This window comes from Lysobacter sp. 05T417 (genome assembly GCF_056396405.1).
Window position 1 is genome coordinate 12309 of record NZ_JBFTLK010000010.1, and the last position, 24725, is coordinate 37033.

A 24725-nucleotide genomic window follows, 5' to 3' on the forward strand; every position below is an offset into this window, starting at 1 on the left:
CCCGCGGAGTCCTCATGAAGCTCTACACCAAGCCCGGCGCCTGCTCGACCGCTGACCACATTGCCCTGCAATGGACCGGCCAGCCGTACGAGTTCGAAGTCCTCGACAAGGACTCGATGAAGGCCCCCGCTTATCTGAAGATCAATCCGACCGGCGCCGTGCCGGCAGTGGTCGATGGCGATTTCGTGCTGACCCAGAACGCCGCGATCATGGGCTACATCGCCGACACCTATCCGGCCGCCGGCCTGGCCGGCGACGGCAGCGCGCGTCAGCGCGGTGAGGCCGCGCGCTGGTTGGCCTTCGTCAATTCCGACCTGCATCCGGCCTTCAAGCCGCTGTTCGGCCCGGGCGCCTTCATTGGCGACGAGTCGCAGTTCGACGCCGTGAAGGCGACCGCGCGCACGCGCATCCGCAGCCAGTTCGAAATCGCCGACAGGCAGCTTGCGGGCAAGCAATGGCTGGCCGGCTTCCGCAGCTTCGCCGACCCTTATCTCTACATCACCCTGCGCTGGGCCGACGGCCTGGGCATCGACCTGGGTGGCCTGGACAACCTGGCGGCGTTCAAGCAGCGCATGGAAGCCGACCCGGGCGTGCAGAAGGCACTGAAGGACGAAGGCCTGGCCTGAGCCTGGGCGCCGGCTGCGGCGTGTTGGCCCGCGGCGACGGCCTAGGCCGTCGCCAGCGCGCGCAGGCGCCGCTCCATCTCTCCGGCGAAGCCCACGGTGTGCGCCTTGGCCAGGGCATTGCTCAGGTCGGGCAACAACGCCAGCAGTTCACCCACGTCGGTGCAGCGCTCGATTTTCAGCTGCAGGAAATAGCCACGCAGGCCCAGGTGCTCGCGCACCGTCTCCGACATCTGCGTGTAGAGCGGGGCATAGCCGCCACCGCCAGTCGACGGCCTGGCGCCAACGGCCACCGCCACTGCGGCGCTGACGACCTGCCCGGTGATCCGCCCCGGATGGATCGAAGCGGCGGCCGCTGCCGCAAGCGTCTGCGGAACCTCAAGCAGCCCCATCGATTGCAGTTGCTCGAGCGCATCGGGCGGACCGCGCAAGCCGGCAATCACATCGCGCAGTTGCCCGACGCTGCGCTGGCCATCGACCAGCAGCAGGATCGAACGCATCACGTTGGGCAGTTTGCGCGAGCGCTGCTGGATCTCGTCGCGCCCGGCGTCGGTCTTGTTCGGCACTTCGTCATCGCGCATGGCTTCCCCTAAAACCATCGGCCACGAAAGGCGGACCGACTATGCCACGGGCCGCGGGCCGGGGGGATGCCAGGCAAGGGGTATCAGACGAAAGGCGTATGCGGGTATGTGCCGCCCTGCCCTCATCCGCCCTGCGGCCACCTTCTCCCGCATGCGGGAGAAGGAGTGTCGAACCCCTCTCCCGCATGCGGGAGAGGGGTTGGGGTGAGGGCAGCTACCTGCAGTCAGCGCTTGTCGATCGAGACGTACTCGCGATCTTCCGGGCCAACGTAGTTCGCGCTCGGGCGGATGATCTTGCCGTCCTCGCGCTGCTCGATCACGTGCGCGCTCCAGCCGGTGGTGCGTGCGACCACGAACAGTGGCGTGAACATCGGCGTCGGGATTCCCATCATGTGGTAGGCCGATGCGCTGTACCAGTCGAGGTTCGGGAACATCTTCTTGGTGTCCATCATCAGGTTCTCGATGCGCTCGGACACGTCGAACAGCGTCTGGTTGCCGCCTTCGGCGCACAGCTTGCGTGAGATTTCCTTGATGATCGGATTGCGCGGATCGCCGATGGTGTACACCGGGTGGCCGAAGCCGATGATGATTTCCTTGCGCTCCATGCGTGCGCGGATGTCGGCCTCGGCCTCGTCGGCGCTGCCGTAGCGGCTGATGATGTCCATCGCCACTTCATTGGCGCCGCCGTGCTTGGGACCGCGCAGCGCGCCGATCGCGCCGGTGAGGCACGAGTGCAGGTCCGAACCGGTACCGGCGATCACGCGCGCAGTGAACGTCGACGCGTTGAACTCATGCTCGGCGTAGAGGATCAGCGACTTGTCGAGCGAGTCGGCGTGCAGCCTGCTCGGCCGCTCACCATGCAGCAGGTGCAGGAAGTGCGCGGCGACGCTGTCGTCGTCGGTCTCGACCTCGATGCGGCGGCCGTTGCGGGTGAAGTGCCACCAGTACAGCAGCATCGAACCGAAGCTGGCGATCAGCTTGTCGGCGATGTCGCGCGCTTCCGAAGCCGGATGGCCTTCGCGCTCGGGCAGCACCGTGCCGAGCACCGAGCAGCCGGTGCGCAGCACGTCCATCGGATGGGCGTTGGCCGGCACCAGCTCCAGCGCTTCGGTGACGATCGCTGGCAGGCCGCGCAGGCGCTTGAGCTTGGTCCTGTAGGCGTTGAGCTGCGACTGCGTCGGCAGTGCGCCGTGCACGAGCAGGTGCGCGACTTCCTCGAAGGTCGACCTGGTCGCCAGGTCGTGGATGTCGTAGCCGCGGTAGTGCAGGTCGTTGCCGCTGCGGCCGACGGTGCACAGGGCGGTATTGCCCGCGGCGGTGCCGCTCAGGGCGACGGATTTCTTGGCCTTGGGCAGGTTCTGTGCCGAGTCACTCATTGCTTGTCTCCTCATTCGGCCGTGCTGGCGGGGGATGGTTTGTCCGGTCCCGCCAGGGGCCGTCGTTCTCAGGGATAACGCGGTTAGCTGCAGATTGATGCTGGAAGTGCCGCTAAAAGCAGGGGGTTAAGCCAGTTGCGACCGACAGGTCGCAGACGACCGTGACGGGCCAGTATCGCGCTCGTCGCGGTCGCAGGGCGGACGGACGCGCCGGCGGAGATAGGGACAGGGGGACTCAACGTCGAGGCCCTGTACGCTCCGTCGGCCGACCACTTCCATCCCGTGTCGCTTGCTCACTTCTCGCTCGCGAACAGCGCGTCGAGCTTGCCTTCGTAGGCGTGGTAGCCCAGGTAGTCATACAGCTCCGCGCGCGTCTGCAGGGTCGGCACGAGGCTCTTCTGCGTGCCTTCGCGACGCACCGTCTCGTAGAAGTTCAGCGCCGCCTTGTTCATGGCGCGGTAGGCGCCGCAGCAGTACAGGGCGATGTCGACACCGGCCTCGCGCAACTCGTCGGTGGTGAAGAACGGGGTCGAGCCGAACTCGGTCAGGTTGGCCAGGATCGGTACCTTCACCGCGGCCTTGAAGCGGCGGTAGTCCTCTAGCGTGTTCATCGCCTCGGGAAAGATCATGTCGGCGCCGGCTTCGACATACGCGCAGGCGCGCTCGATCGCCGAATCGATGCCCTCGACCGCGGCCGCGTCGGTGCGGGCCATGATCACGAAGCTTGTGTCGGTGCGCGCATCCACGGCCGACTTGACGCGATCGACCATCTCCGACAACGGCACCACTTCCTTGCCCGGACGGTGGCCGCAACGCTTCTGGCCGACCTGGTCTTCCATGTGCACGGCGGCGACGCCGACGTTGATGAAGGACTTGATGGTGCGGCCGATGTTGAAGGCGCCGCCCCAGCCGGTGTCGATGTCGACCAGCAGCGGCATCTGGGTCGCGTCGACAATGCGGCGCGCGTCGGTGAGGACGTCTTCCATCGTGCTGATGCCCAAGTCGGGCACGCCGAGCGAGTTGGCGGCCACGCCGCCACCGGACAGGTACAGGGCCTTGTAGCCCACGCGCTTGGCCATCAGGCCGGCGTAGGCGGTGATGGCGCCCATCACCTGCAGCGGGGATTCTTCCGAGACGGCGGCGCGGAAACGTGCGCCGGCGGAGGTTTGCGAAGTCATGGCATCTCCTGGTTGAAGGGGCATTTTAGGCCACCTCGGGCAGCGGCGTCGGCTTTGCCGATGGTGGCGACGGGTGGCCCCCCGTTCGCCAGCGTCTGTGCCCCTGCCTTCATTCCCGCGAAGGCGGGAACCCATCGGCGTTGCTTTCAGCATCGGCAGCCAGAACTGAGTCACCGGGTGCCCGCCTTCGCGGGATGACGGTCTCGGCCAGCTCACCCGCCCGGATCAGCCGCCAGAATCTGCACCCCGCTCCAGCGCCAGGCGCACCTCTTCCAGCGCACCCGGGTCATCCAGCGTCGACAGGTCGCCCGGATCCCGGTTCTCCGCCAGCGCCTGGATCGAGCGCCGCAGCAGCTTTCCCGATCGCGTCTTGGGCAGCGCATTGACCACATACACCCGCGCCGGCCTGGCGACGCCACCGAGCTGCTCGACCACCCGCTGCTGCATGCTCGCCGCCGCCTGCGCCGCCGACTCGCCGGCCAGCGCCTGCTTGAGCGTGGCGAACACCACCGGCACCTGCCCCTTGAGCTCGTCGTGCACGCCGATCACCGCCGCCTCGGCGACGCTGGGATGGGTCGAGCACGACTCCTCGATCTCGCGCGTGCCCAGTCGATGGCCGGCGACGTTGATGACGTCGTCGGTGCGGCCAAGGATGAAGGTATAGCCGTCCTCGTCGCGAATCGCCCAGTCGAGCGAGCTGTACACCAGCTGCCTGAAATGACTGAAGTAGCTCGACAGGAACCGCGCATCGTCGTTCCACACCGTGGTCAGGCACCCCGGCGGCAACGGCGGCTCGATCACCAGCACGCCCTTCTGCCCTGGTGCCACGTCCTCGCCGGTGTTGTCGTCGATCACCCGCAGCTTGTAACCGGGAGTGGGCAACCCGGGCGACCCGAACTTCACCGGCTTCATGTCCAAACCCGGCATCAGCGACAGCACCGGCCAGCCGGTTTCGGTCTGCCAGTAGTTGTCGATGATGGTCTTGCCGATGCCGTCGGTGATCCAGTGCGCGGTCGGCTCGTCGAGCGGCTCACCGGCGAGGAACAACCAGTGCAGCTTCGACAGATCGTGTTTTGTCAGCCACGACGGGTCCTGCTTCTTCAGGACGCGGATGCCGGTCGGCGAAGAGAACATCGTGCGCACGCCGTACTGCTCGCATATGCGCCACCAGACGCCCGGATCCGGATGGGTCGGAAGCCCCTCGTACAGCACCGACGTCGCACCGGCGATCAACGGCCCATAGACGTTGTACGAATGCCCCACTGCCCAGCCGACATCGGACGTGGAGAACATCACCTGGCCGGCGCGCACGTCGTAGATCGACCACATCGACAGCGCCATCGCCACCGCATAGCCGCCGACATCGCGTTGCACGCCCTTGGGCTTGCCGGTGGTGCCGGAGGTATAGAGCAGGTAGCTGGGTTCGTTCGACTCCAGCCACTCGACTTCGACCAGCTCGCCCGCGTGCCTGGCGCGCAGCGTGGCGTAATCGACATCGCGACCCTCAACATTACTGCGCCCCGGATCGAGGTCGCGGCTCACGACCAGCACGTGCGGCGGCGGCGAAGCACATTCCTCGCAGGCTGCATCGACCAGCGGCTTGTAGGCGATGACCTTGCCACCGCGCATGCCGGCATCGGCGCAGATCAGCAGCTTGGGTTTTGCATCGTCGATGCGCAGCGCCAGGTTGTGCGCCGCGAACCCGCCGAACACCACCGAATGCACCGCCCCGATGCGCGCGCAGGCCAGCATCGCGAACACCGCCTCAGCCATGTTCGGCATGTAGATCACGACGCGGTCGCCGCGGCCAACGCCAAGCGACTTGAGCACCGCGGCGAAGGTGTTCACTTCCGCGTGCAGCTCGCGATAACTGATCTCGCGGGTGAGATTGGTTTCCGACGAAATCGCGGCCAGCGCCAGCTGATCGCCGCGCTCGTCGAGATGTCGATCGATCGCGTTGTAGCAGAGGTTGGTCTCGCCACCGGCAAACCACTTGCGAAATGGTGGATTGGAATAGTCGAGGATCTGCTGCGGCGGCTTGTGCCAGTGGATCGCCCTCGCCTGCTCCGCCCAGAATGCTTCGGGCTCGTCGATCGAGCGGCGGTAGAACTCCTCGTAATCCATCCCGGCACCCTCAAACGGCTATGCGTTGAGGCTAGTCCCAGCGGCGGAAGGAAGCGTTACGACCTTGGTCGACATAAGGTCTGCGAAAGGCGAAAGCCAAAAGCCAAACGTCCATGGATCCCCGCCTTCGCGGGGATGACGGTGACAGGGATGGCCAAAAGCCTTCCGGCACATCCAGACCCCATCCGCCCGTCATTCCCGCGAACGCGGGAACCCAAGGACGTTGCATACCGAAGACCGCGCAACGAATTGCCGAGCGTTGTCCGCAGGGGCGGGGATTGCTCCGCAGCGGGACATGGATGTCCCGCGCCCCGCATCGGACAGGATGTCTGACTAAGGGGCGGAGCAATCCCCGCCCCTGCGGACGACGCCCCTCCGAAGACGGACGTCCTGGGCCTGGTTCCCGGCGTTCGCGAATGACCAAAACGAAAAAGGCGACCCGAAGGCCGCCTTTTTCAGCGCAACCGGCACGAAGCCGGCCGCCATCAATCAACCCAGCAGATGGGCCACACCAGCGCGCTCTTCTTCCAGCTCCGCCAGCGTCTTGTCCATCGCCGCACGGCTGAACTCGTCGACCGGCAGGCCCTCGATGCGGGTGTACTCGCCATTGGCCGTGGTCACCGGCACGCCGTACAGCACGCCTTCGGGAACGCCGTAGCTGCCATCGGACGGAACGCCCATCGTCACCCACTTGCCGTTGCTGCCCAGCACCCAGTCACGGATGTGGTCGATGGCGGCATTGGCGGCCGAAGCGGCCGACGACAGACCACGCGCCTCGATGATCGCCGCACCGCGCTTGGCGACCTGCGGGATGAACGTGTTGGCGTTCCAGTCGGCGTCGTTGATCTTGTCCTTCAGCGATGCACCGTTGACGGTCGCGAAGCGGTAATCCGGATACATCGTCGGGCTGTGGTTGCCCCACACGACCAGCTTCTCGATGTCGGCCACGGCCACGCCGGCCTTGGACGCAAGCTGCGACAGCGCACGGTTGTGGTCCAGGCGCAGCATCGCGGTGAAGTTCTTCGCCGGCAGGTCCGGCGCCGACTTCATGGCGATGTAGGCATTGGTGTTGGCCGGATTGCCGACGACGAGCACCTTGACGTTGCGCGACGCGACCTTGTTCAGAGCAGCGCCCTGCGCGGTGAAGATCTTCGCGTTCTCCAGCAGCAGGTCCTTGCGCTCCATGCCCGGGCCGCGCGGACGCGCGCCGACCAGCAGGGCGATGTCGGCATCCTTGAACGCGACTTCGGCGTCATCGGTGCCGACCATGCCGGCCAGCAGCGGGAACGCGCAATCTTCCAGCTCCATCATCACGCCCTTGAGCGCGGCCTGGGCCTTCTCCATCGGCAGCTCGAGCATCTGCAGGATGACGGGCTGGTCCTTGCCGAGCATTTCGCCGGAAGCGATGCGGAACAGCAGCGAATAGCCGATCTGGCCGGCAGCACCGGTAACGGCAACGCGGACGGGGGTCTTCATGGGTAACTCCTGAAATGAAAAGCGGGGCGACACGCGCCCCGCCATGGATTACGAAAGCTCTGCGAAGAATTCCTGGAACCGCTGCAGGCCCGGAGCGAGCTGCGGCGTCGGGCAGGTGTAGCTGATGCGCAGCGCGCGCGGCTCGCCGAACGCCGAACCCGGCACGCAGGCCACGCCCTTGGCTTCCAGCAGCGCGTTGCAGAAGTCGACGTCGTTGCCGATCTTCGTGCCGGTCGGGCCGTGGGTCTTGCCGAAGGCGACGCTGATGTCCGGGAACACGTAGAACGCACCCTGCGGACGCGGGCAGATCACGCCCGGGATCGAGTCCATCACCGCCATCACCTGGTCGCGCTTGGCCTGGAACTCGGCGCACTTGGCCACCGGCACGTCCTGCGGACCCGACAGCGCGGCAACCGCAGCGGCGCTGACGATCTCCGGGATGTTGGTGATGTGGTTGGAGTTCATCGTCACGATCGCCTGCGCGACCGCTTCGGGACCGGCCATGAAGCCCACGCGCCAACCGGGCATGCCGTAGGTCTTGGACAGCGAGTCGATGAAGATCACGCGCTCACGCAGCTCCGGACGCGAGTGCACGAAGTTGTGGTAGCCCAGGCCGTCGAAGACCATGCGGTTGTAGATGTCGTCGGTGATGACCCAGGTGTCCGGGTACTTGGCGACGACGTCGGCCAGCGCGTCGATCTCTTCCTTCGAATAGACCATGCCGGTCGGGTTCGAGGGATTGTTGAACAGGAACACCTTGGGCTTCTTCGCCAGCGCGACATCGAGCTGCGCCGGGGTGAGCTTGTAGTCCTGCGAGGCCGGGCACGGCAGCAGGTCGATCTTCGCGTTGACGATGTCGGCGATGTCGAGGTAGCTGGTCCAGTACGGCGTCGGGAAGACGATCGTGTCGCCTTCGTCGAGCAGCGCTTCGGCGAGGTTGTAGATGACGTGCTTGGCGCCGATGCCGGTGGCGATGTTGACCCGGCCGTAACCGGTCAGGCCGATCTTCGCCATGTGCTCGATGAACGCATCGAGCATCGCGTCGGCACCGCGATTGCTTCCGTACTGGCCGCTGTCCTTGCTCAGCGCATCACGCGCCGCGGCATAGACATGGTCACCGGGGAGGAAGTTGGGAACACCAATCGAGAAACTGATGATGTCGCGGCCTTCGGCTTTGAGCCGCTTGGCCTTCTCGGCAACCTGCATGATCGCGCTGGGCTTGGCGCGACCGATGCGCCGGGCAAGCTGGGGCATCGCGGGAACCTCTGGAGTCGATGTGGGGTCGCTGTGGGCGGCAAGGGAACCAGCCGCCCGAAGCCCCGAAATGTTAGCACGCAGGTACCTGTCGGCTCGTTGCACGATTGAGTCAGAACGACCGCCGGATGTGCACCGCCAATACCCTCTCCATCCCGGCCAAGCCGGGAGCCCGCGGGCGTTGCCGTTGGCTCGTCATTCCCGCGAAGGCGGGAACCCAGCGTCGTGGCCCTTTGCTCTCATGGCGGTCGTCCCCTGCCCGCCAAAGCCAACCCGCCAAAGCCAAGTCGCTGGGTCCCCGCCTTCGCGGGGATGACGGGGTGAGGGCCTGAAACGAAAACGCCCGCCCTGACCGTGCCAGAGCGGGCGCCGTCTACCCGAAGCGCCGCCTTACGGGCGTGCGTTCTGGTCCAGCGTCTTGTTCCACTCGGCCACGCGGTCAGCCTTGGCCGCCAGCACGGCGGCCGTGTCGCCTTCGATCTTGACCGACTTGATCGTGTCGCCCTGCTTGACGCTGTCGACGATCTGCTGGCCTTCGATGACCTTGCCGAAGACGGTGTGCTTGCCGTCCAGCCACGGGCACGGGACGTGGGTGATGAAGAACTGGCTGCCGTTGGTGCCCGGGCCGGCATTGGCCATCGACAGCACGCCGCGCTCGTGGCTCAGGCCGTTGCGGGCCTCGTCCTCGAAGCGGTAGCCCGGACCGCCGGTGCCGGTGCCCAGCGGGCAGCCGCCCTGGACCATGAAGTCATTGATGACGCGGTGGAAGCTCAGGCCGTCATAGAAGCCGCGCTGGGCCAGGTTGACGAAGTTGGCGACCGTCAGCGGCGCCTTGTCGGCGGCGAGTTCGATGCGGATCGGGCCGCGGTCGGTGTCGAAGGTGGCGATCAGGCTCATGAATCCGTCTCCTGGGACGTGTCGGGGGGTGTTTGCGGGGAAATCAGGGGCAAAAGCGTTCAGGCTCGCCGTTCAGATGGCGACGCCCGCAGCCGTTGACAAGGGTACTGCCGGCGTCTCCAGCTGAACAGGCAGACGTCATCATTGACAGGTATAATGCCCGGCTACCTCCTCGCCCGAGCGCCGGTCTGCCGGCCTTTTCGCATGTCCATCGAACGCCTCCGCAATATCGCCATCGTCGCCCACGTCGACCATGGCAAGACCACCCTCGTCGACTGCCTGCTCAAGCAGTCGGGCACCCTGTCTGAACGCACGGTGCTGGCCGAGCGCGCGATGGACAGCAACGACCAGGAAAAGGAACGTGGCATCACGATCCTTGCCAAGAACACGGCCATCACCTGGCAGGGCAACCGCATCAACATCGTCGACACCCCGGGCCACGCCGACTTCGGCGGTGAGGTCGAGCGCGTGCTGTCGATGGTCGACTCGGTGCTGATCCTCGTCGACGCGATGGACGGCCCGATGCCGCAGACCCGCTTCGTCACCCAGAAGGCGTTCGCGATGGGCTTCAAGCCGATCGTGGTCGTCAACAAGATCGACCGTCCGGGCGCCCGTCCTGACTGGGTCATCGACCAGGTCTTCGACCTGTTCGACAAGCTCGGCGCCACCAACGAGCAGCTCGACTTCCCGATCGTCTACGCCTCGGCGCTGCACGGCTACGCCAGCCTCGACGACAGCGCCCGCGATGGCGACATGACCCCGCTGTACGAAGCGATCATGAAGCACGTCGCGCCGCCGCAGGTCGACATGGACGGCCCGTTCCAGATGCGCATCAGCCAGCTGGACTACAGCAACTTCGTCGGCCTGATCGGCATCGGCCGCATCCAGCGCGGCAAGGTCCGCCGCAACATGCCGGTCAGCGTGATCGACCGCGAAGGCAAGAAGCGCCAGGGCAAGGTCCTGCAGGTGCTGGGCTTCATGGGCCTGGAGCGCCTGGAGACCGAGGAAGCCGAGGCCGGTGACATCGTCGCCATCTCCGGCGTCGCCGACCTGTCGATCTCCGACACCGTCTGCGCCCTCGACTTCCCGGAAGCGCTGCCGGCGCTGACCGTCGACGAGCCGACCATCTCGATGACCTTCCAGGTGAACAATTCGCCGTTCGCCGGCAACAAGGACCTCAGCGGTGGCAAGTTCCTGACCAGCCGCCAGCTGCGCGAGCGCCTCGAGCGCGAGACGCTGCACAACGTGGCCCTCAAGGTCGAAGAAGGTTCCGACCCGGACAAGTTCCTGGTCTCCGGCCGTGGCGAGCTGCACCTGTCGGTGCTGATCGAGAACATGCGCCGCGAAGGCTTCGAGCTGGCCGTGTCGCGCCCGGAAGTCATCATCAAGCAGATCGACGGCCAGATGATGGAGCCGGTCGAGCAGCTGGTGGTCGACATCGAAGAGCAGCACCAGGGCGGCGTCATGGAAAAGCTGGGCGTCCGCAAGGGCCAGCTGAAGAACATGGAGTCCGACGGCAAGGGTCGCGTGCGCCTTGATTACATGATCCCGGCCCGTGGCCTGATCGGTTTCCAGAACGAGTTCCGCACCCTGACCCAGGGCTCGGGCCTGCTGTTCCACGTGTTCGACCATTACGGTCCGAAGGAAACCGGCGCGATCGCCAAGCGCCAGAACGGCGTGATGATCGCCAATGCCGCCGGCGCCACCCCGGCCTACTCGCTTGGACCGCTGGAAGAGCGCGGCCGCCTGTTCGCCGCCGAAGGCGACCAGGTGTACGAGGGCCAGCTGATCGGTATCCACTCCAAGGACAACGACCTCACGGTCAATGCCATCAAGCCCAAACCGCTGACCAACATGCGCGCCTCGGGCAAGGACGATGCGATCAAGCTGACCCCGGCGATCAAGTACTCGCTGGAGCAGGCCCTGGACTTCATCGAGGACGACGAGCTGGTTGAAGTCACCCCGAAGGAAATCCGCCTGCGCAAGAAGCACCTGAGCGAGTCGGATCGCAAGCGCGCATCGCGCGCTGCCTGATCCACGTCGCTCACACCACGTCGCACCCAGTGCCGGGCCTCGCCTCGCCACCATGACCGACGCCCAGCACCACTACAACCCGGATCCGCACGCGCATCCGGGATTGCATGTGATCGCGATCTTCGAGGCCGCCAAGGGCCTGCTGGCATTGCTGGCAGCCAGCGGCCTCGAACTTCTCGGGCCAGCGCCTCTGCTGCGCTGGTTGCACGAGCTGATCGCCCGATTCCAGCTTGACCCCAACGAAGGTGCGCTGGCCTGGTTGAACCGGGTCATCAACCCGGACGGCGTGCACCTGGCCGCGGCGGTGGTGTTCGCCTACGGCCTGCTACGCCTGCTCGAGGCCTGGGGCCTGTGGCGGGCAAAGGCCTGGGCCTCCTGGCTGGGCTGCATCAGCGCGGCGATCTACCTGCCCCTGGACGTCTACGCCGTGTACCACCACCCCGGGTGGACCTCGGTGGCCGTCCTGGCCATCAATTTGATCGTCGTCGCAGTGCTGGCACGCGACCTGGTCAAGCGCCGCCAATAAGGGCTGGCGGCGATTCAGATTCGCGTATGCTCGGTGGCGGCCATCCGCGACCGGGGAATCGCAATGCGCTCTTTGCCTGTACCGATGACGTTGTCACTGGCGACGATGATCGCCTTGCTGCCTGCCTGCCAGCGCGCCACGGAGCCTGCTCCGAAGCCGGTGGCGGCTGTCGCTTCTGCCAACGCAAGCCCGGCGCCCGGCGCCCGAACAGCCAAGGGGGGATTCGCGTTCGCCGAGGTCGGCATCGCCGAACTGCAGGCGCGCATGGAGCGCGGCGAGCTCAGCAGCCATGCGCTGACCCAGGCCTACCTCGACCAGATCGCCGCCATCGACGATGCCGGCCCGCGCCTCAACGCGGTCATCGAGACCAACCCGGACGCGCTCAAGGAAGCCGACGCGCGCGATGCCGAGCGCAAGGCCGGACGCGTGCGCGGCCCGTTGCACGGCGTGCCGATCCTGCTCAAGGACAACATCGACGCCACGCCGATGGTGAACTCGGCCGGCTCGCTTGCCCTGGCCTCCAACCATCCGCGCACCGATGCCTTCCTGGTCGCGCGCCTGCGCGATGCCGGCGCGGTGATCCTGGGCAAGACCAACCTCAGCGAATGGGCGAACTTCCGCTCCTCGCGCTCGAGCTCCGGCTGGAGCGCGCGCGGCGGGCAGACCCGCAACCCGTACGCACTCGACCGTTCGCCGTGCGGTTCCAGCTCGGGCAGTGGCAGCGCCATTGCCGCCAGCCTGGCCGCCGCCGCGATCGGCACCGAGACCGACGGCAGCATCATCTGCCCGTCGTCGGTCGCCGGCCTGGTCGGCATCAAGCCGACCGTTGGCCTGGTGAGCCGCAACGGCATCATCACGATCTCGCACAGTCAGGATACGGCGGGCCCGATGGCGCGCAGCGTCGCCGACGCCGCGGTGCTGCTGTCGGCGATCGTCGGTCGCGACGACGCCGATCCGGCGACTGCGGAAAGCACCGGCCGGGCCATGTTCGACTACCACGCGCGACTCAACGCCGACGGCCTGCGCGGCGCGCGCATCGGTGTACTGCGCAAGGCGATGGGTTTCCACCCGGATGCCGACGCCGCGCTCGAGCGCAGCCTCGAAGCGATGCGCAAGGCCGGGGCCGAAGTCGTCGACGTCGAGATCGCCGGCGACGGATCGTGGAGCGAGCCGGAAATGGACCTGATGCTGTACGAGTTCAAGCACGGTATCGACGGTTACCTGTCGCGCAGCGGCGCGCAGGTGACCTCGCTGGCGGGCTTGATCGAATACAACCGCAAGAACGCCGGCAAGGAAATGCCGTACTTCGGCCAGGAGCTGTTCGAACGCGCACAGGCCAAGGGCGCGCTCGACGAGATCGGCTATATCGAAGCCCGCAGCAAGGCCCGGCGCCTGGCAGGCGCCGAAGGCCTGGAAGCGACGCTGTCCGCCAACCGCCTCGACGCCGTGGTGGCGCCGGCCACCGCACCGGCATGGCTGATCGACCCGGTCAACGGCGACCACTTCCTCGGTGAGGGCTACGGCGCGGCCGCGGTCGCTGGCACGCCCAGCATCACCGTGCCGATGGGCGACAGCTTCGGTCTGCCGATCGGCATCGTCTTCATGGGCGCGGCATGGAGCGAACCCAGACTGATCGAACTGGCGTATGCCTTCGAGCAGAAAACCAAGGTTCGCAAGGCGCCGCAGTTCCTGGCGACCGTGGCCATCGGAACCAATAAGGGCTGACGAACCTCGCCTGGCTCGTCATCCCCGCGAAAGCGGGGATCCATCTTGATCGTCATCCCCGCGAAAGCGGGGATCCATGGACGCCGCTTTCGCATGCAAGGGCATTGCGCCGCACCGGCCCTTGCAGCCCTTACGCCGGCGCCACGATCTGCGCCTGCTTGCGCACGATCAGCATCGCGATCTCCAGCGCCTGCTCGTAGTTCAGGCGCGGATCCACCGTCGACAGGTATGCCCGCTCCAGATCACTCTCGGTCAGCTCGCGCGCGCCACCCAGGCATTCGGTGACATCTTCGCCGGTGAGCTCCAGGTGCACGCCACCCAGGCGCGTACCCGCCGCGGCGTGCAGCTCGAACGCCTGCTCCAGCTCGCTGCGGATGTTGCGGAAGCGACGGGTCTTGTAGCCGTTGCTGGTGCTCTCGGTGTTGCCGTGCATCGGGTCGCACACCCACAGCACGCGGCGGCCATCGCGACGCACCGCATCCAGCAGCGGCGGCAACTTCTCGGCAATGCCGGTCGCGCCCATGCGGTGGATGAAGGTCAGGCGGCCCGGCTCGTCCTCGGGATTGAGCAGGTCGATCGTGCGCAGCAGCTGCTCCGCCGTCACCGACGGCCCAACCTTGAGCGCAATCGGATTGCGGATGCCGCGGAAGTATTCGGCGTGCGCGCCATCGACCGCAGCGGTGCGCATGCCGATCCACGGGTAATGCGTGCTGAGGTTGAACCAGCCCCAATGGCGCGGCACCTGGCGCGTCAGCGATTCTTCGTAGGGCAGCAGCAGCGCTTCGTGCGAGGTGTAGAAGTCGACGCGGTTGAGGTTGTGCACCTCCGAACCCGACAGCGTCTCCATGAAGCGCACGGCATCGCCGATCGCATTGACCATGCGCCGGTATTCGTCGGCCAGCTCGGAGTGCCCGACCCAGCTCAGGTTCCAGTATTCGGGGTGGTGCAGGTCGGCGAAACCGCCGTCGATCAGGGCGCGGACGAAGTTCATCGTCATCGCCGAGCGCGCATGTGCCTTGATCATGCGGCGTGGATCGGGCGCTCGCGCGGCGGCAGTGAACTCCGGCGCGTTGACCATGTCGCCGCGGAAGCTCGGCAGCGTCACGTCACCGATCGTTTCGGTGTCAGTCGAGCGCGGCTTGGCGTACTGACCGGCGAAGCGGCCCACGCGCACCACCGGCTTACGCATGCCGTGGACGAGCACCAGGCTCATCTGCAGCAGCACCTTGAGGCGATTGGAGATCACGCCCGAATTGCAGGCCGCAAAGCTCTCGGCGCAATCGCCGCCCTGCAGCAGGAAGCGCTTGCCTTCCTGGGCTTCGGCCAGCTGCTGCTTGAGCGAGAGGATCTCCCACGACGTCACCAGTGGCGGCAGTTCGCGCAGCTCGGCCAGTGCCGACTCCAGCGCATCCGCGTCCGGATACTGCGGCAACTGCATCGCAGTACGGTTGCGCCACGACTGCGGATTCCAGTCGGTGGGCAGGTTGACGGCACGGAGGTTGCGATCGGACGTGGGCATGACACGAAATGCTGCAATGCGGCGAATCACTATGGGCGCTAGTCAGGCGCCCTGCAACCGTTACAGCGGCAACAGTGGCCTAGCGGCGACGGAACGCTGCCTGGGCGGCCCAGATCGCCAGCAGCACGAAACAGACCAGGCTCCAGGTCGGCATCGACAGGCCGAGGAAGGTCCAGTCGACGCTGGCACATTCGCCCGAGCCGGTCATGACCTTGCGGATCACGCCGGTGATCGGCATCGCTTCGAGCATGTAGTCCAGGCCCGGGCCGCAGGACGGCACCTGGTCGGGCGGCAGGTGCTGCAGGCGCACGTGGTTGCCGGCCACGGCAAGGCCTGCCAGCGAGGCGATCAGCGCCGCGATGCCATAACCACGCCGACCGCCGGCACTCTTGGGCGCATGCAGCGCGCCAACCAGGAACACCAGCCCCATCGCGAAGAATGCCACGCGCTGGAAGATGCACAGCGGGCACGGCTCGAGGCCATCGTGGAGCTGGAGGTAGAACGCGTAGCCCAACAGGCCGGCGCAGGCGAGGAATCCGAGCAGGAACTGGATGCGGAACGAGCCGCGCAGGATGGCGTTGGTCATGCCGCCAAGCTTAACGGCGATGTCGAAGCGCATCCACCCGCCCTGGCGCATCGCGGCAACCGTTCATCGCACTCGACGCCCGAAAAAACAAAACCCCGGCACGGGGCCGGGGTTCTGCGAAACACATTGCGCGCGGGGAATTACTCCGCAGCGGCTTCCGGACGGTCGACCAGCTCGACGTAGGCCATCGGCGCATTGTCGCCAGCGCGGAAACCGCACTTGAGGATGCGCAGGTAGCCGCCCGGACGGGACTGGTAACGCGGGCCGAGGGTGGTGAACAGCGTGCCGACGGCTTCCTTGTCGCGCAGGCGCGAGAAGGCAAGGCGGCGGTTGGCAACGCCATCGACCTTGCCCAGGGTGATGAGCGGCTCGGCGACGCGACGCAGCTCCTTGGCCTTGGGCAGGGTGGTACGGATGAGGCCGTGCTTGATCAGCGAGGCCGCCATGTTGGTGAACATGGCATCGCGGTGAGCACTGGTGCGGCTGAACTTACGGCCGGCTTTCTGGTGGCGCATGGTCGTGATTCCTGATGAATGTTGAGTCGTTGAACATCGCTGTCGCCATCCAGGCGCTGACACAGTGGACTGCGGGTGGCCCGAACCGACCCTCCGTGGCCGGCTTGCCGCGAGCCTTCAGGCTCGTCGGTTTCTTGCTTCTTTAGAGCGCGCTTCTTTCAAGAGCACAGGCCGCACCAGTTGGTGCGGCCTGTTCTGACCTGAGCGGTTAGGCTCAGCCCATCATGCCGTGCTGGGCGATGCCAGCGGGCGGCCAGTTTTCCAGCTTCATGCCGAGCGAAAGACCGCGCTGGGCCAGGACTTCCTTGATCTCGGTGAGCGACTTCTTGCCGAGGTTCGGGGTCTTGAGCAGCTCGACTTCGGTCTTCTGGATCAGATCGCCGACGTAGTAGATGCTCTCGGCCTTGAGGCAGTTGGCCGAACGCACGGTGAGCTCGAGATCGTCGATCGGACGCAGCAGGATCGGGTCGATGCCGCTGGTGGCCGGCTTCGCCGCACCGCGATCGCGGTGAGTGAAGTCGCCGAACACCGACAGCTGGTCGGTGAGGATGTCGGCCGCAGTGCGGACGGCTTCCTCGGCGTCGATCGTGCCGTTGGTCTCGATGTCGAGAACCAGCTTGTCCAGGTCGGTGCGCTGCTCCACACGTGCCGCTTCAACGGCATACGCGACGCGGCGGACCGGCGAGAAGCTGGCGTCCAGCATCAGGCGACCAATGGCGCGGGTTTCCTCGTCCGGGCGACGACGAGCGGCGGCCGGCTGGTAGCCGAAACCACGCTCGATCTTCAGACGCATGTTGAGCGCGGTGTCCTTGGTCAGGTGCGCGATCACATGATCGGTGTTGAGGATCTCGACGTTATGGTCGGTCTTGATGTCACCGGCGGTGACGATGCCGGGGCCCTGCTTGGCGAGCGACAGGGTCGCCGACTCGCCGGTGTGCATGCGGATGGCGACGTCCTTGAGGTTCAGCAGAACCTCCAGGACATCCTCCTGCAGGCCTTCGACCGTGGTGTACTCGTGCAGCACGCCATCGATCTCGACTTCCGTGATTGCGAAGCCCGGGATCGACGACAGCAGCACGCGGCGCAGCGCATTGCCGAGGGTGTGGCCATAGCCACGCTCCAGCGGCTCGATCACGACCTTGGCACGGTTGCCCGTAAGGCGTTCGATCTGGGGGCCGCGCGGGCGCAGCACCTGGTTTGCGGTAACCGTCATGTTGTGGCGTCTCCTGGATTACTTCGAGTACAGCTCGACGATCAGCGCTTCATTGATGTCTTGCGGCAGGTCAGCACGATCCGGAACAGCCTTGAACACACCCGCGAACTTCTTGCTGTCGACTTCAACCCACGACGGCGAGAGGTCCATCTGCTGCGCCACGGTCAGGGATTCCTGCACGCGGAGCTGCTTCTGGGCGCGTTCGGCCAGCGCGATCGCGTCGCCAGCCTTGACCTGGTACGAAGGCAGGTTGACCGACTTGCCGTTGACCGTGACGCCGCGGTGCGAAACCAGCTGGCGGGCGGCCGGACGCGTGACCGCAAAACCCATGCGGTAAACGACGTTGTCCAGGCGGGTCTCGAGGAGCTGCAGCAGGTTTTCACCCGTGTTGCCCTTCTTGGTCGAGGCCTTCTTGTAGTAGTTGCGGAACTGACGCTCCAGCAGACCGTAGATACGCTTGACCTTCTGCTTTTCGCGCAGCTGGGTGGCGTAGTCGGACAGCTTGCCCTTGCGGGCGGTCGGGCCATGCTGGCCGGGCTTCTGCTCGAGCTTGCACTTGGAATCGAGTGCACGAGCGGACGACTTCAAGCCGAGGTCGGCGCCTTCGCGACGAGCGAGCTTACAGGTGGGACCAATATAACGAGCCATTTTTCTTCAGCTCCTCAGACGCGACGCTTCTTCGGCGGACGGCACCCGTTGTGCGGGATAGGCGTCACGTCGATGATGTTCATGATCTTGTAACCGACGTTGTTCAGCGAACGAACGGCGGACTCACGGCCCGGACCCGGACCCTTGATGCGCACTTCCAGCGACTTCACGCCGTAGTCGAGCGCAGCACGGCCTGCCTTTTCGGCAGCCACCTGGGCGGCGAACGGGGTCGACTTGCGGGAACCGCGGAAACCCGCGCCGCCCGAGGTCGCCCACGAGAGCGCGTTGCCCTGGCGGTCGGTGATCGTGATGATGGTGTTGTTGAAAGAAGCGTGGACGTGGGCGATGCCGTCGGTGACGACACGCTTGATCTTCTTCTTGGTTTTGGCAGCAGCCGGCTTAGCCATGGTCTGTGTCCCTTACTTCCTGATGGCCTTGCGCGGACCCTTGCGGGTACGTGCATTGGTCCGGGTGCGCTGGCCGCGAAGCGGCAGGCCGCGACGGTGACGCAGGCCGCGGAAGCAGCCCAGGTCCATCAGACGCTTGATGGCGATGCCGATCTCGCGACGCAGGTCGCCTTCGACAACGAACTTGCCGACTTCGGCGCGCAAGCGCTCGACTTCCGGCTCGGAAAGGTCACGGATCTTGGTGGTGGCAGTGACGCCAGCCGAGACGCAGACCTTCTTGGAACGGGTACGGCCGATGCCGTAAATGCTCTGGAGCCCAACCCAGACATGCTTCTGGGCAGGCAGATTGACGCCCGCAATACGCGCCATAACGCGATCTCCAACTGATTGGCGGCCAGGACGGATTAATCCCGGCGGAGTGAACTGGAAAGTATACTAAGGTCTCGGGTTAATAGGAAGCCCTACCGCGCCCGGGGGCGCAGCAAAGCCCGGCATGGGGAGTGTGCCCATGCTCCGGCGACGAATCTGGACTGGACGGGCAAGACGGCGAACCGCCCTGCCCCTCCCCGCGCGCTACTCTGGCGCGCGGAATGGTCCGGATTCACCCGCGCGCGAGACCGCCGCGCGAGCCGCCCTTCAAGTTCGCCTTCTTCAGCAGGCTCTCGTACTGATGCGACATCAGATGAGCCTGGATCTGGGCGATGAAATCCATGACAACCACGACCACGATCAGCAGCGAGGTGCCGCCGAAGTAGAACGAGGTGCCCAGTTCGGTACGCATGACCTCCGGGAGGAGGCACACGAGGACCAGGTAGATCGCGCCGGCCGCCGTCAGGCGGGTCAGCACACCGTCGATATAGTCAGCGGTCGACTTGCCGGGACGGATGCCCGGGATCAACGCACCCGACTTCTTGAGATTATCGGCCGTTTCCTGCGAGTTGAACACCAGCGCGGTGTAGAAGAACGCAAAACCGACGATCAGACCGGCGTACAGGATCATGTGCAGCGGCTCGCCCGGGTTCAGCCACTGGCTGACGCGGTGGAGCGTCGAACCGGTGTTGCCCTGGCTGAACCAGTTCGCCGCCGTCGCCGGGAACATCACGATGCTCGAGGCGAAGATGGCCGGGATCACGCCCGACATGTTCAGCTTGAGAGGCAGGAACGAGGACTGGTTCTGGTAGGCGCTGCGGCCGCCACTACGACGGGCGTAGTTGACCGTGATCCGGCGCTGGCCGCGCTCGACGAACACCACGAAGAAGGTGAAGCCGATGACGATGGCCACGACCGCGATCGCGACCAGGGCGCTCATGTCGCCGTTGCGGATCTGCTCGAACATGCCGATGACGGCGGCGGGCAGGCCCGCGACAATGCCCGAGAAGATGATCAGCGAGACGCCGTTGCCGATGCCGCGCTCGGTCACCTGCTCGCCCAGCCACATCAGGAACATGGTGCCCGCGGTCAACGCGATCACCGCGGTCAGGATGAAGCCCGGACCCGGGTTGTAGACCACCGCGATGCCCTGGCTCGCGCCGCCGGCCTGCAAGGCCGTGGCGATACCCCAGGCCTGGAACACGGCCAGCGGGATCGCACCCATGCGCGACCACTGGTTGATCTTGCGACGGCCCGACTCACCTTCCTTCTGGATGGCCTTCAGGCTCGGCACGATCTGCACCAGCAGCTGCACGATGATCGACGCCGAGATGTACGGCATGACGTTCAGCGCAAACAGGCTGAAGCGATGCAGGGCGCCACCGGAGAACATGTTGAACATGTCCACGATGGTGCCCTTCTGGGTCTCCATCAACTGGAGCATCGCCTCCGGATTGACGCCCGGCACCGGGATGTAGCAACCGATGCGGTAGACAATCAGAGCACCGACGACGAACAGCAGGCGCTGACGGAGCTCGGTGAACTTCCCGAGCCCGCCACCGATACCGGCAACCGCATTGCTACCGCTGCGCGCCATCTAGTCCTTACTCCCCGACCTTGCCGCCGACCGCTTCGATAGCGGCCTTGGCGCCGGCCGTAGCGGCCACGCCCTTGAGTACGAACTTCTTGCTGATCTCGCCCTTCTTGACGATCCGGGCCTGCTTGGCGGTGCTGGGCACCAGCTTGGCGGCCTTGAGCGCTGCGAAGTCGATCTCGCCGGCTTCCAGCTTTTCCAGCTGGTACAGCATCACTTCGGCGGTGTCCTTGAGCAGCTTCGAACGGAAGCCGATCTTGGGCAGGCGACGCTGCATGGGCATCTGGCCGCCTTCGAAGCCAGCCTTGATCTTGCCCTTGCCGGAGCGCGCGAACGAGCCCTTGTGGCCGCGGCCGCAGGTCTTGCCCAGGCCCGAACCGATACCACGGCCGACACGGGTGCGCTCCTGGCGGGCGCCGTCAGCGGGTTGCAGAGTGTTGAGACGCATGTCGATTACTCCTCGACTTTGACGAGGTAGTGCAGCTGATTGATCAGACCGCGAACCTGCGGGCTGTCCTTCAGTACACGCACATCGTTGAGCTTGTTCAGGCCCAGCGCACGCACCGACAGGCGGTGACGCGACTGGGTGCCACGCAGACCCTTGACCAGGCGCACCTTGACGGTGCCGCTCGTGGTGGCTTCAGTCTTAGCCATGGTTCAGATCCTCCACCTTCTTGCCACGCTTGGCGGCAATCTTCGCCGGCGAGTGCATGTCGCCCAGGCCCTTGAGGGTGGCGCGAACGAGGTTGATGGGGTTACGCGAACCGACGGCCTTGGCCAGCACGTTCTTCACGCCAACCGCTTCCAGGACAGCGCGCATCGCGCCGCCGGCGATCACGCCGGTACCTTCGGAAGCCGGCTGCATGAACACGCGGGCGGCGCCGTGACCGGCCTTGACCGAGTGCCACAGGGTGCCGTTGTTGAGGTCGACGTTGTTCATGCTCTTGCGGGCATATTCCATCGACTTCTGGATGGCGACCGGCACTTCGCGTGCCTTGCCGTAACCGAAGCCGACCTTGCCGTTGCCGTCGCCCACCACCGTCAGTGCGGTGAAGGTGAACTGGCGACCGCCCTTGACGGTCTTGCTGACGCGGTTGACCGCGATCAGCTTCTCGATCATGCCATCGTCGATTTCTTCGCGGTTGCGGTCGCGATCACGACCCCGCGGTGCACGTTGTTCTTCTGCCATTTCGAATACTCGTTAGTTGAAGGATTTGCGGCGTGGCCGCTTATGGTTGTGATGTACAGCGGGTGTTTCGCGAACCCGGGAACCCGTGGACGCGCCCGACACAGACCCGTGTCGGCGGGAGGAAACTTCTGCGTGGGGCCGAAGCCCCACGCATTCAAGCCTTAGAACTGCAGGCCGCCCTCGCGAGCGGCATCGGCCAGGGCCTTGATGCGACCGTGGTAGCGGTAGCCCGAGCGGTCGAATGCGACCTTCTCGATGCCAGCTGCCTTGGCCTTCTCGGCGATGGCGCGGCCAACCTTCACGGCGGCGTCGGAGTTCTTGCCGTTCTTCAGGCCTTCCTTGACGTCGGCCTGCACGGTCGAGGCGGCAGCCAGGACCTTGGAACCGTCGGCGGTGAAGACCTGGGCGTACAGGTGCTGGCCGGTGCGCAGGACCGTCAGGCGCGGCACGCCGAGCTCACGGATGTGCGAACGGGTGGACTTGGCGCGACGCAGGCGAGCGATGTTCTTGTTCATGATTTCTGTGTCTCCGAAAGCTGAAGTGCCGGGGATCCTGTCTAGGATCAGGCCTTCTTGGCTTCCTTGCGGATGATGACTTCGCCGGCGTACTTGACGCCCTTGCCCTTGTACGGCTCCGGCGGACGGAAGCCGCGGATCTTGGCCGCCACTTCACCAACGCGCTGCTTGTCCGCGCCCTGGACCAGGATCTCGGTCTGGGTCGGGGTGGCGATGGTGATGCCTTCCGGCGCCTTGAACAGGACCGGGTGCGAGAAACCGAGCGCCAGGCTCAGGTCCTTGCCCTGCATGGCGGCGCGGTAACCGACGCCGACCAGCTCGAGCTTGCGCTCGAAGCCTTCCGACACGCCCTTCACCAGGTTGGCGAGGATGGCGCGCAGGGTGCCGGTCAGCGGGATCAGCGCGGCGTCTTCGGTCGAGAACACGGCGTGGCCGTCTTCGATCTTGACCGCGATGGCGGCCGGCTTGGCGACCGACAGCGTGCCCTTCGGGCCGGTGGCGCTGATCGAATCAGCCTGGATGTTCAGCTCGACGCCCTTCGGGAGGGCAACCGGCTTCTTGGCAACTCGGGACATGGTCTATTCCTCCCTTAAGCCACGAAGCACAGGACTTCACCGCCGACGCCCTGCTGGCGCGCCTGCGCATCGGTCATGATGCCCTTCGAGGTGGAGATGATGGCGATGCCGAGGCCGCCCAGGACCTTGGGCAGCTCCGACTTGCCGCGGTACTGGCGCAGGCCCGAACGGGAGAAGCGCTCGAGGCGCTCGATCACCGGCTTGCCTTCGTAGTACTTCAGCGAGATTTCGAGCTCGGACTTGCCGGCGCTGACCGGGGTCACGCGCGAATCAAGAATGTAGCCTTCGTCCTTCAGGACCTTGGCGATGGCGATCTTGATGTTGGACGACGGCATCTTCACCGTCTGCTTGCGAACAGCGGCCGCATTCTTGATGCGAACCAGCATGTCGGCGATGGGATCAGTCATGCTCATGATTAATTACCTATGAGTAGCACCGATATCCGCGGGATTGCGAATTCAGTTGTATGCCCGTGAGGGCGGCAAAACGGGCCGGAAGGGGCAAACCCCCAAACGACCGGCACCCCGCCCTTCCGGCCGGAGTGCCTTGGAACGAGCGAGCCGGCAAGTCTAACAGACTTGCCGGCGCGTTTTGTTACCAGCTGGCCTTGCGCAGGCCCGGAACGTCGCCGTTCATGGTGGCCTTGCGCAGCATGTTGCGGCCGAGGCCGAACTTGCGGTAGACACCACGCGGACGGCCCGAGAGCACGCAACGGGTGCGCTGGCGGCTCGGCGAGGAGTCGCGCGGCAGCTTCTGCAGCTTGACCACTGCATCCATCTTGTCCTCGTACGAGGCCGTCTGGCTGGAGATGATCTTCTTCAGTGCGTCGCGCTTGCCGCCGTGCTGCTTGGCAAGCTTGGCCCGCTTGATCTCGCGGTTGACCATGGAGGTCTTAGCCATTGTGTCAGTCCTATTGGATCAGTTGCGGAACGGGAAGCGGAAGGCTTCCAGCAGTGCCTTGGCTTCAGCGTCGGTCTTCGCGGTCGTGGTGATCGCGATGTCCATGCCGCGCAGGGCGTCGACCTGGTCGAAGTCGATTTCCGGGAAGATGATCTGTTCCTTCACGCCCATGTTGTAGTTGCCACGGCCGTCGAACGAACGACCCGACACGCCGCGGAAGTCACGCACGCGGGGCAGCGAGATGTTGATCAGGCGGTCCAGGAACTCGAACATCTGGGCGCGGCGCAGCGTCACCTTGCAACCGATCGGCCAACCGTCGCGGATCTTGAACGAAGCCACCGACACGCGGGACTTGGTCACGATCGGCTTCTGGCCAGCGATCTTGGTCAGGTCGGCAACGGCGTTTTCCAGGATCTTCTTGTTGGTCGCGGCTTCGCCGACGCCCATGTTGATCGTGATCTTGGAAAGGCGCGGCACTTCCATCGGGTTCTTGTAACCGAACTTCTGGGTCAGCGACGGGACGACTTCGTCCTTGTAGAACTTTTCAAGCCGGGTGGTCATATCAGCATTCCTTAGGCGTCAACCGCCTCACCGCTGGAGCGGAACACACGCAGTTTGCGTCCATCCTCCAGCACCTTGAAACCGATGCGCTCGCCCTTGCCGGTGGCAGGGTTGAAAAGCATCACGTTGGAAATGTGGATCGGCGCTTCGCGCTCGACCACGCCGCCAGGCTGGCCAGCCTGCGGGTTCGGCTTGGTGTGGCGCTTGACAATGTTGATGTTCGACACGACGACCTTCTCGCCGAGTACGCGCACAACGTCGCCCTTCTTGCCCTTGTCCTTGCCGGCGGTGACGATCACCTGATCGCCCTTGCGGATACGGTTCATATAAATTCCTCCGC

Annotated in this window: 28 protein-coding genes; 4 read left to right on the forward strand and 24 right to left on the reverse strand. The window is 65.4% G+C overall.

Annotated elements, in window-relative coordinates:
- The first annotated feature begins 14 nt into the window (after positions 1-14).
- Positions 15-626, forward strand: coding sequence for a glutathione S-transferase family protein (locus AC1DER_RS16840; RefSeq protein ID WP_441817660.1), 612 nt, complete (start codon positions 15-17; stop codon positions 624-626).
- Positions 627-667: 41 nt separating this feature from the next.
- On the opposite strand, the gene AC1DER_RS16845 is transcribed toward AC1DER_RS16840, so the two are convergent.
- The 7 genes from AC1DER_RS16845 to AC1DER_RS16875 all read right to left on the reverse strand — a co-directional run bounded on the left by AC1DER_RS16845 (position 668) and on the right by AC1DER_RS16875 (position 9509).
- Positions 668-1204, reverse strand: coding sequence for a hypothetical protein (locus AC1DER_RS16845; protein ID WP_441817661.1), 537 nt, complete (start codon positions 1202-1204; stop codon positions 668-670).
- 224 nt (positions 1205-1428) lie between these two features.
- Positions 1429-2580: a bifunctional 2-methylcitrate synthase/citrate synthase gene (prpC, locus tag AC1DER_RS16850; protein WP_441817662.1), complete on the reverse strand. Its 1152-nt coding sequence runs from the start codon at positions 2578-2580 to the stop codon at positions 1429-1431.
- Between the two features lie 293 nt (positions 2581-2873).
- Positions 2874-3758, reverse strand: a complete 885-nt coding sequence (prpB, locus tag AC1DER_RS16855; RefSeq protein ID WP_477245944.1) for a methylisocitrate lyase — start codon at positions 3756-3758, stop codon at positions 2874-2876.
- Positions 3759-3983: 225 nt separating this feature from the next.
- Complete coding sequence (gene prpE, locus AC1DER_RS16860; protein ID WP_477245942.1) at positions 3984-5882, reverse strand: propionate--CoA ligase; 1899 nt, start codon at positions 5880-5882, stop codon at positions 3984-3986.
- Positions 5883-6371: 489 nt separating this feature from the next.
- On the reverse strand, positions 6372-7358 hold the full coding sequence (locus tag AC1DER_RS16865; protein WP_477245940.1) for a malate dehydrogenase: 987 nt from the start codon (positions 7356-7358) through the stop codon (positions 6372-6374).
- 48 nt (positions 7359-7406) lie between these two features.
- On the reverse strand, positions 7407-8612 hold the full coding sequence (locus AC1DER_RS16870) for an aminotransferase class I/II-fold pyridoxal phosphate-dependent enzyme (protein ID WP_477245938.1): 1206 nt from the start codon (positions 8610-8612) through the stop codon (positions 7407-7409).
- Positions 8613-9002: 390 nt separating this feature from the next.
- Complete coding sequence (locus tag AC1DER_RS16875) at positions 9003-9509, reverse strand: peptidylprolyl isomerase (protein ID WP_477245936.1); 507 nt, start codon at positions 9507-9509, stop codon at positions 9003-9005.
- A 204-nt stretch (positions 9510-9713) separates the two neighbouring features.
- On the opposite strand from AC1DER_RS16875, the gene typA reads away from it, so the two are divergent.
- The 3 genes from typA (at position 9714) to AC1DER_RS16890 (ending at position 13794) form a co-directional block, all read left to right on the forward strand.
- A complete protein-coding gene (gene typA, locus AC1DER_RS16880) occupies positions 9714-11543 on the forward strand; it encodes a translational GTPase TypA (RefSeq protein WP_477245934.1) in 1830 nt (609 codons plus the stop codon).
- A 52-nt stretch (positions 11544-11595) separates the two neighbouring features.
- Complete coding sequence (locus tag AC1DER_RS16885) at positions 11596-12069, forward strand: DUF2127 domain-containing protein (protein WP_441817669.1); 474 nt, start codon at positions 11596-11598, stop codon at positions 12067-12069.
- A 63-nt stretch (positions 12070-12132) separates the two neighbouring features.
- Positions 12133-13794 carry an amidase gene (locus tag AC1DER_RS16890; protein ID WP_477245931.1) on the forward strand — a complete coding sequence of 554 codons (1662 nt, stop codon included), beginning with the start codon at positions 12133-12135 and terminating at the stop codon, positions 13792-13794.
- Between the two features lie 130 nt (positions 13795-13924).
- Here AC1DER_RS16890 and AC1DER_RS16895 read toward each other — a convergent pair whose 3' ends face one another.
- The 17 genes from AC1DER_RS16895 to rplX form a co-directional block, all read right to left on the reverse strand.
- Positions 13925-15313 carry a class II 3-deoxy-7-phosphoheptulonate synthase gene (locus AC1DER_RS16895; protein ID WP_477245929.1) on the reverse strand — a complete coding sequence of 463 codons (1389 nt, stop codon included), beginning with the start codon at positions 15311-15313 and terminating at the stop codon, positions 13925-13927.
- Between the two features lie 79 nt (positions 15314-15392).
- Positions 15393-15899: a disulfide bond formation protein B gene (locus tag AC1DER_RS16900; RefSeq protein WP_477245927.1), complete on the reverse strand. Its 507-nt coding sequence runs from the start codon at positions 15897-15899 to the stop codon at positions 15393-15395.
- Between the two features lie 140 nt (positions 15900-16039).
- On the reverse strand, positions 16040-16414 hold the full coding sequence (gene rplQ, locus AC1DER_RS16905; RefSeq protein WP_441817672.1) for a 50S ribosomal protein L17: 375 nt from the start codon (positions 16412-16414) through the stop codon (positions 16040-16042).
- A 214-nt stretch (positions 16415-16628) separates the two neighbouring features.
- Complete coding sequence (locus AC1DER_RS16910; RefSeq protein ID WP_477245924.1) at positions 16629-17627, reverse strand: DNA-directed RNA polymerase subunit alpha; 999 nt, start codon at positions 17625-17627, stop codon at positions 16629-16631.
- A gap of 18 nt (positions 17628-17645) precedes the next feature.
- On the reverse strand, positions 17646-18275 hold the full coding sequence (rpsD, locus tag AC1DER_RS16915) for a 30S ribosomal protein S4 (RefSeq protein WP_200606492.1): 630 nt from the start codon (positions 18273-18275) through the stop codon (positions 17646-17648).
- Positions 18276-18289: 14 nt separating this feature from the next.
- Entirely contained in the window at positions 18290-18682 is a 393-nt protein-coding gene (gene rpsK / locus AC1DER_RS16920) for a 30S ribosomal protein S11 (protein WP_055902370.1), read from the reverse strand.
- Positions 18683-18694: 12 nt separating this feature from the next.
- Positions 18695-19051, reverse strand: coding sequence for a 30S ribosomal protein S13 (gene rpsM / locus AC1DER_RS16925; RefSeq protein ID WP_441817673.1), 357 nt, complete (start codon positions 19049-19051; stop codon positions 18695-18697).
- A 232-nt stretch (positions 19052-19283) separates the two neighbouring features.
- Positions 19284-20648 (reverse strand): preprotein translocase subunit SecY, encoded by a 1365-nt coding sequence (gene secY / locus AC1DER_RS16930; RefSeq protein ID WP_441817674.1) that lies wholly within the window; start codon positions 20646-20648, stop codon positions 19284-19286.
- Positions 20649-20655: 7 nt separating this feature from the next.
- The gene (gene rplO, locus AC1DER_RS16935) at positions 20656-21099 is read right to left on the reverse strand and encodes a 50S ribosomal protein L15 (RefSeq protein WP_441817714.1); all 444 of its coding nucleotides are present in this window, start codon (positions 21097-21099) and stop codon (positions 20656-20658) included.
- Complete coding sequence (rpmD, locus tag AC1DER_RS16940) at positions 21099-21299, reverse strand: 50S ribosomal protein L30 (RefSeq protein ID WP_241918682.1); 201 nt, start codon at positions 21297-21299, stop codon at positions 21099-21101. Before rpmD ends, rplO begins: the two co-directional genes overlap by 1 nt.
- A complete protein-coding gene (rpsE, locus tag AC1DER_RS16945) occupies positions 21292-21834 on the reverse strand; it encodes a 30S ribosomal protein S5 (RefSeq protein ID WP_441817675.1) in 543 nt (180 codons plus the stop codon). Before rpsE ends, rpmD begins: the two co-directional genes overlap by 8 nt.
- A gap of 161 nt (positions 21835-21995) precedes the next feature.
- Entirely contained in the window at positions 21996-22349 is a 354-nt protein-coding gene (gene rplR, locus AC1DER_RS16950) for a 50S ribosomal protein L18 (RefSeq protein WP_441817676.1), read from the reverse strand.
- A gap of 47 nt (positions 22350-22396) precedes the next feature.
- Complete coding sequence (rplF, locus tag AC1DER_RS16955; protein ID WP_441817677.1) at positions 22397-22924, reverse strand: 50S ribosomal protein L6; 528 nt, start codon at positions 22922-22924, stop codon at positions 22397-22399.
- Between the two features lie 14 nt (positions 22925-22938).
- On the reverse strand, positions 22939-23337 hold the full coding sequence (gene rpsH / locus AC1DER_RS16960; RefSeq protein WP_200606499.1) for a 30S ribosomal protein S8: 399 nt from the start codon (positions 23335-23337) through the stop codon (positions 22939-22941).
- 181 nt (positions 23338-23518) lie between these two features.
- Positions 23519-23824, reverse strand: a complete 306-nt coding sequence (gene rpsN, locus AC1DER_RS16965; protein ID WP_441817678.1) for a 30S ribosomal protein S14 — start codon at positions 23822-23824, stop codon at positions 23519-23521.
- An 18-nt stretch (positions 23825-23842) separates the two neighbouring features.
- Positions 23843-24385 (reverse strand): 50S ribosomal protein L5, encoded by a 543-nt coding sequence (rplE, locus tag AC1DER_RS16970; RefSeq protein ID WP_158733585.1) that lies wholly within the window; start codon positions 24383-24385, stop codon positions 23843-23845.
- Between the two features lie 11 nt (positions 24386-24396).
- On the reverse strand, positions 24397-24711 hold the full coding sequence (gene rplX, locus AC1DER_RS16975; RefSeq protein ID WP_158733586.1) for a 50S ribosomal protein L24: 315 nt from the start codon (positions 24709-24711) through the stop codon (positions 24397-24399).
- Between the last annotated feature and the right edge of the window lie 14 nt (positions 24712-24725).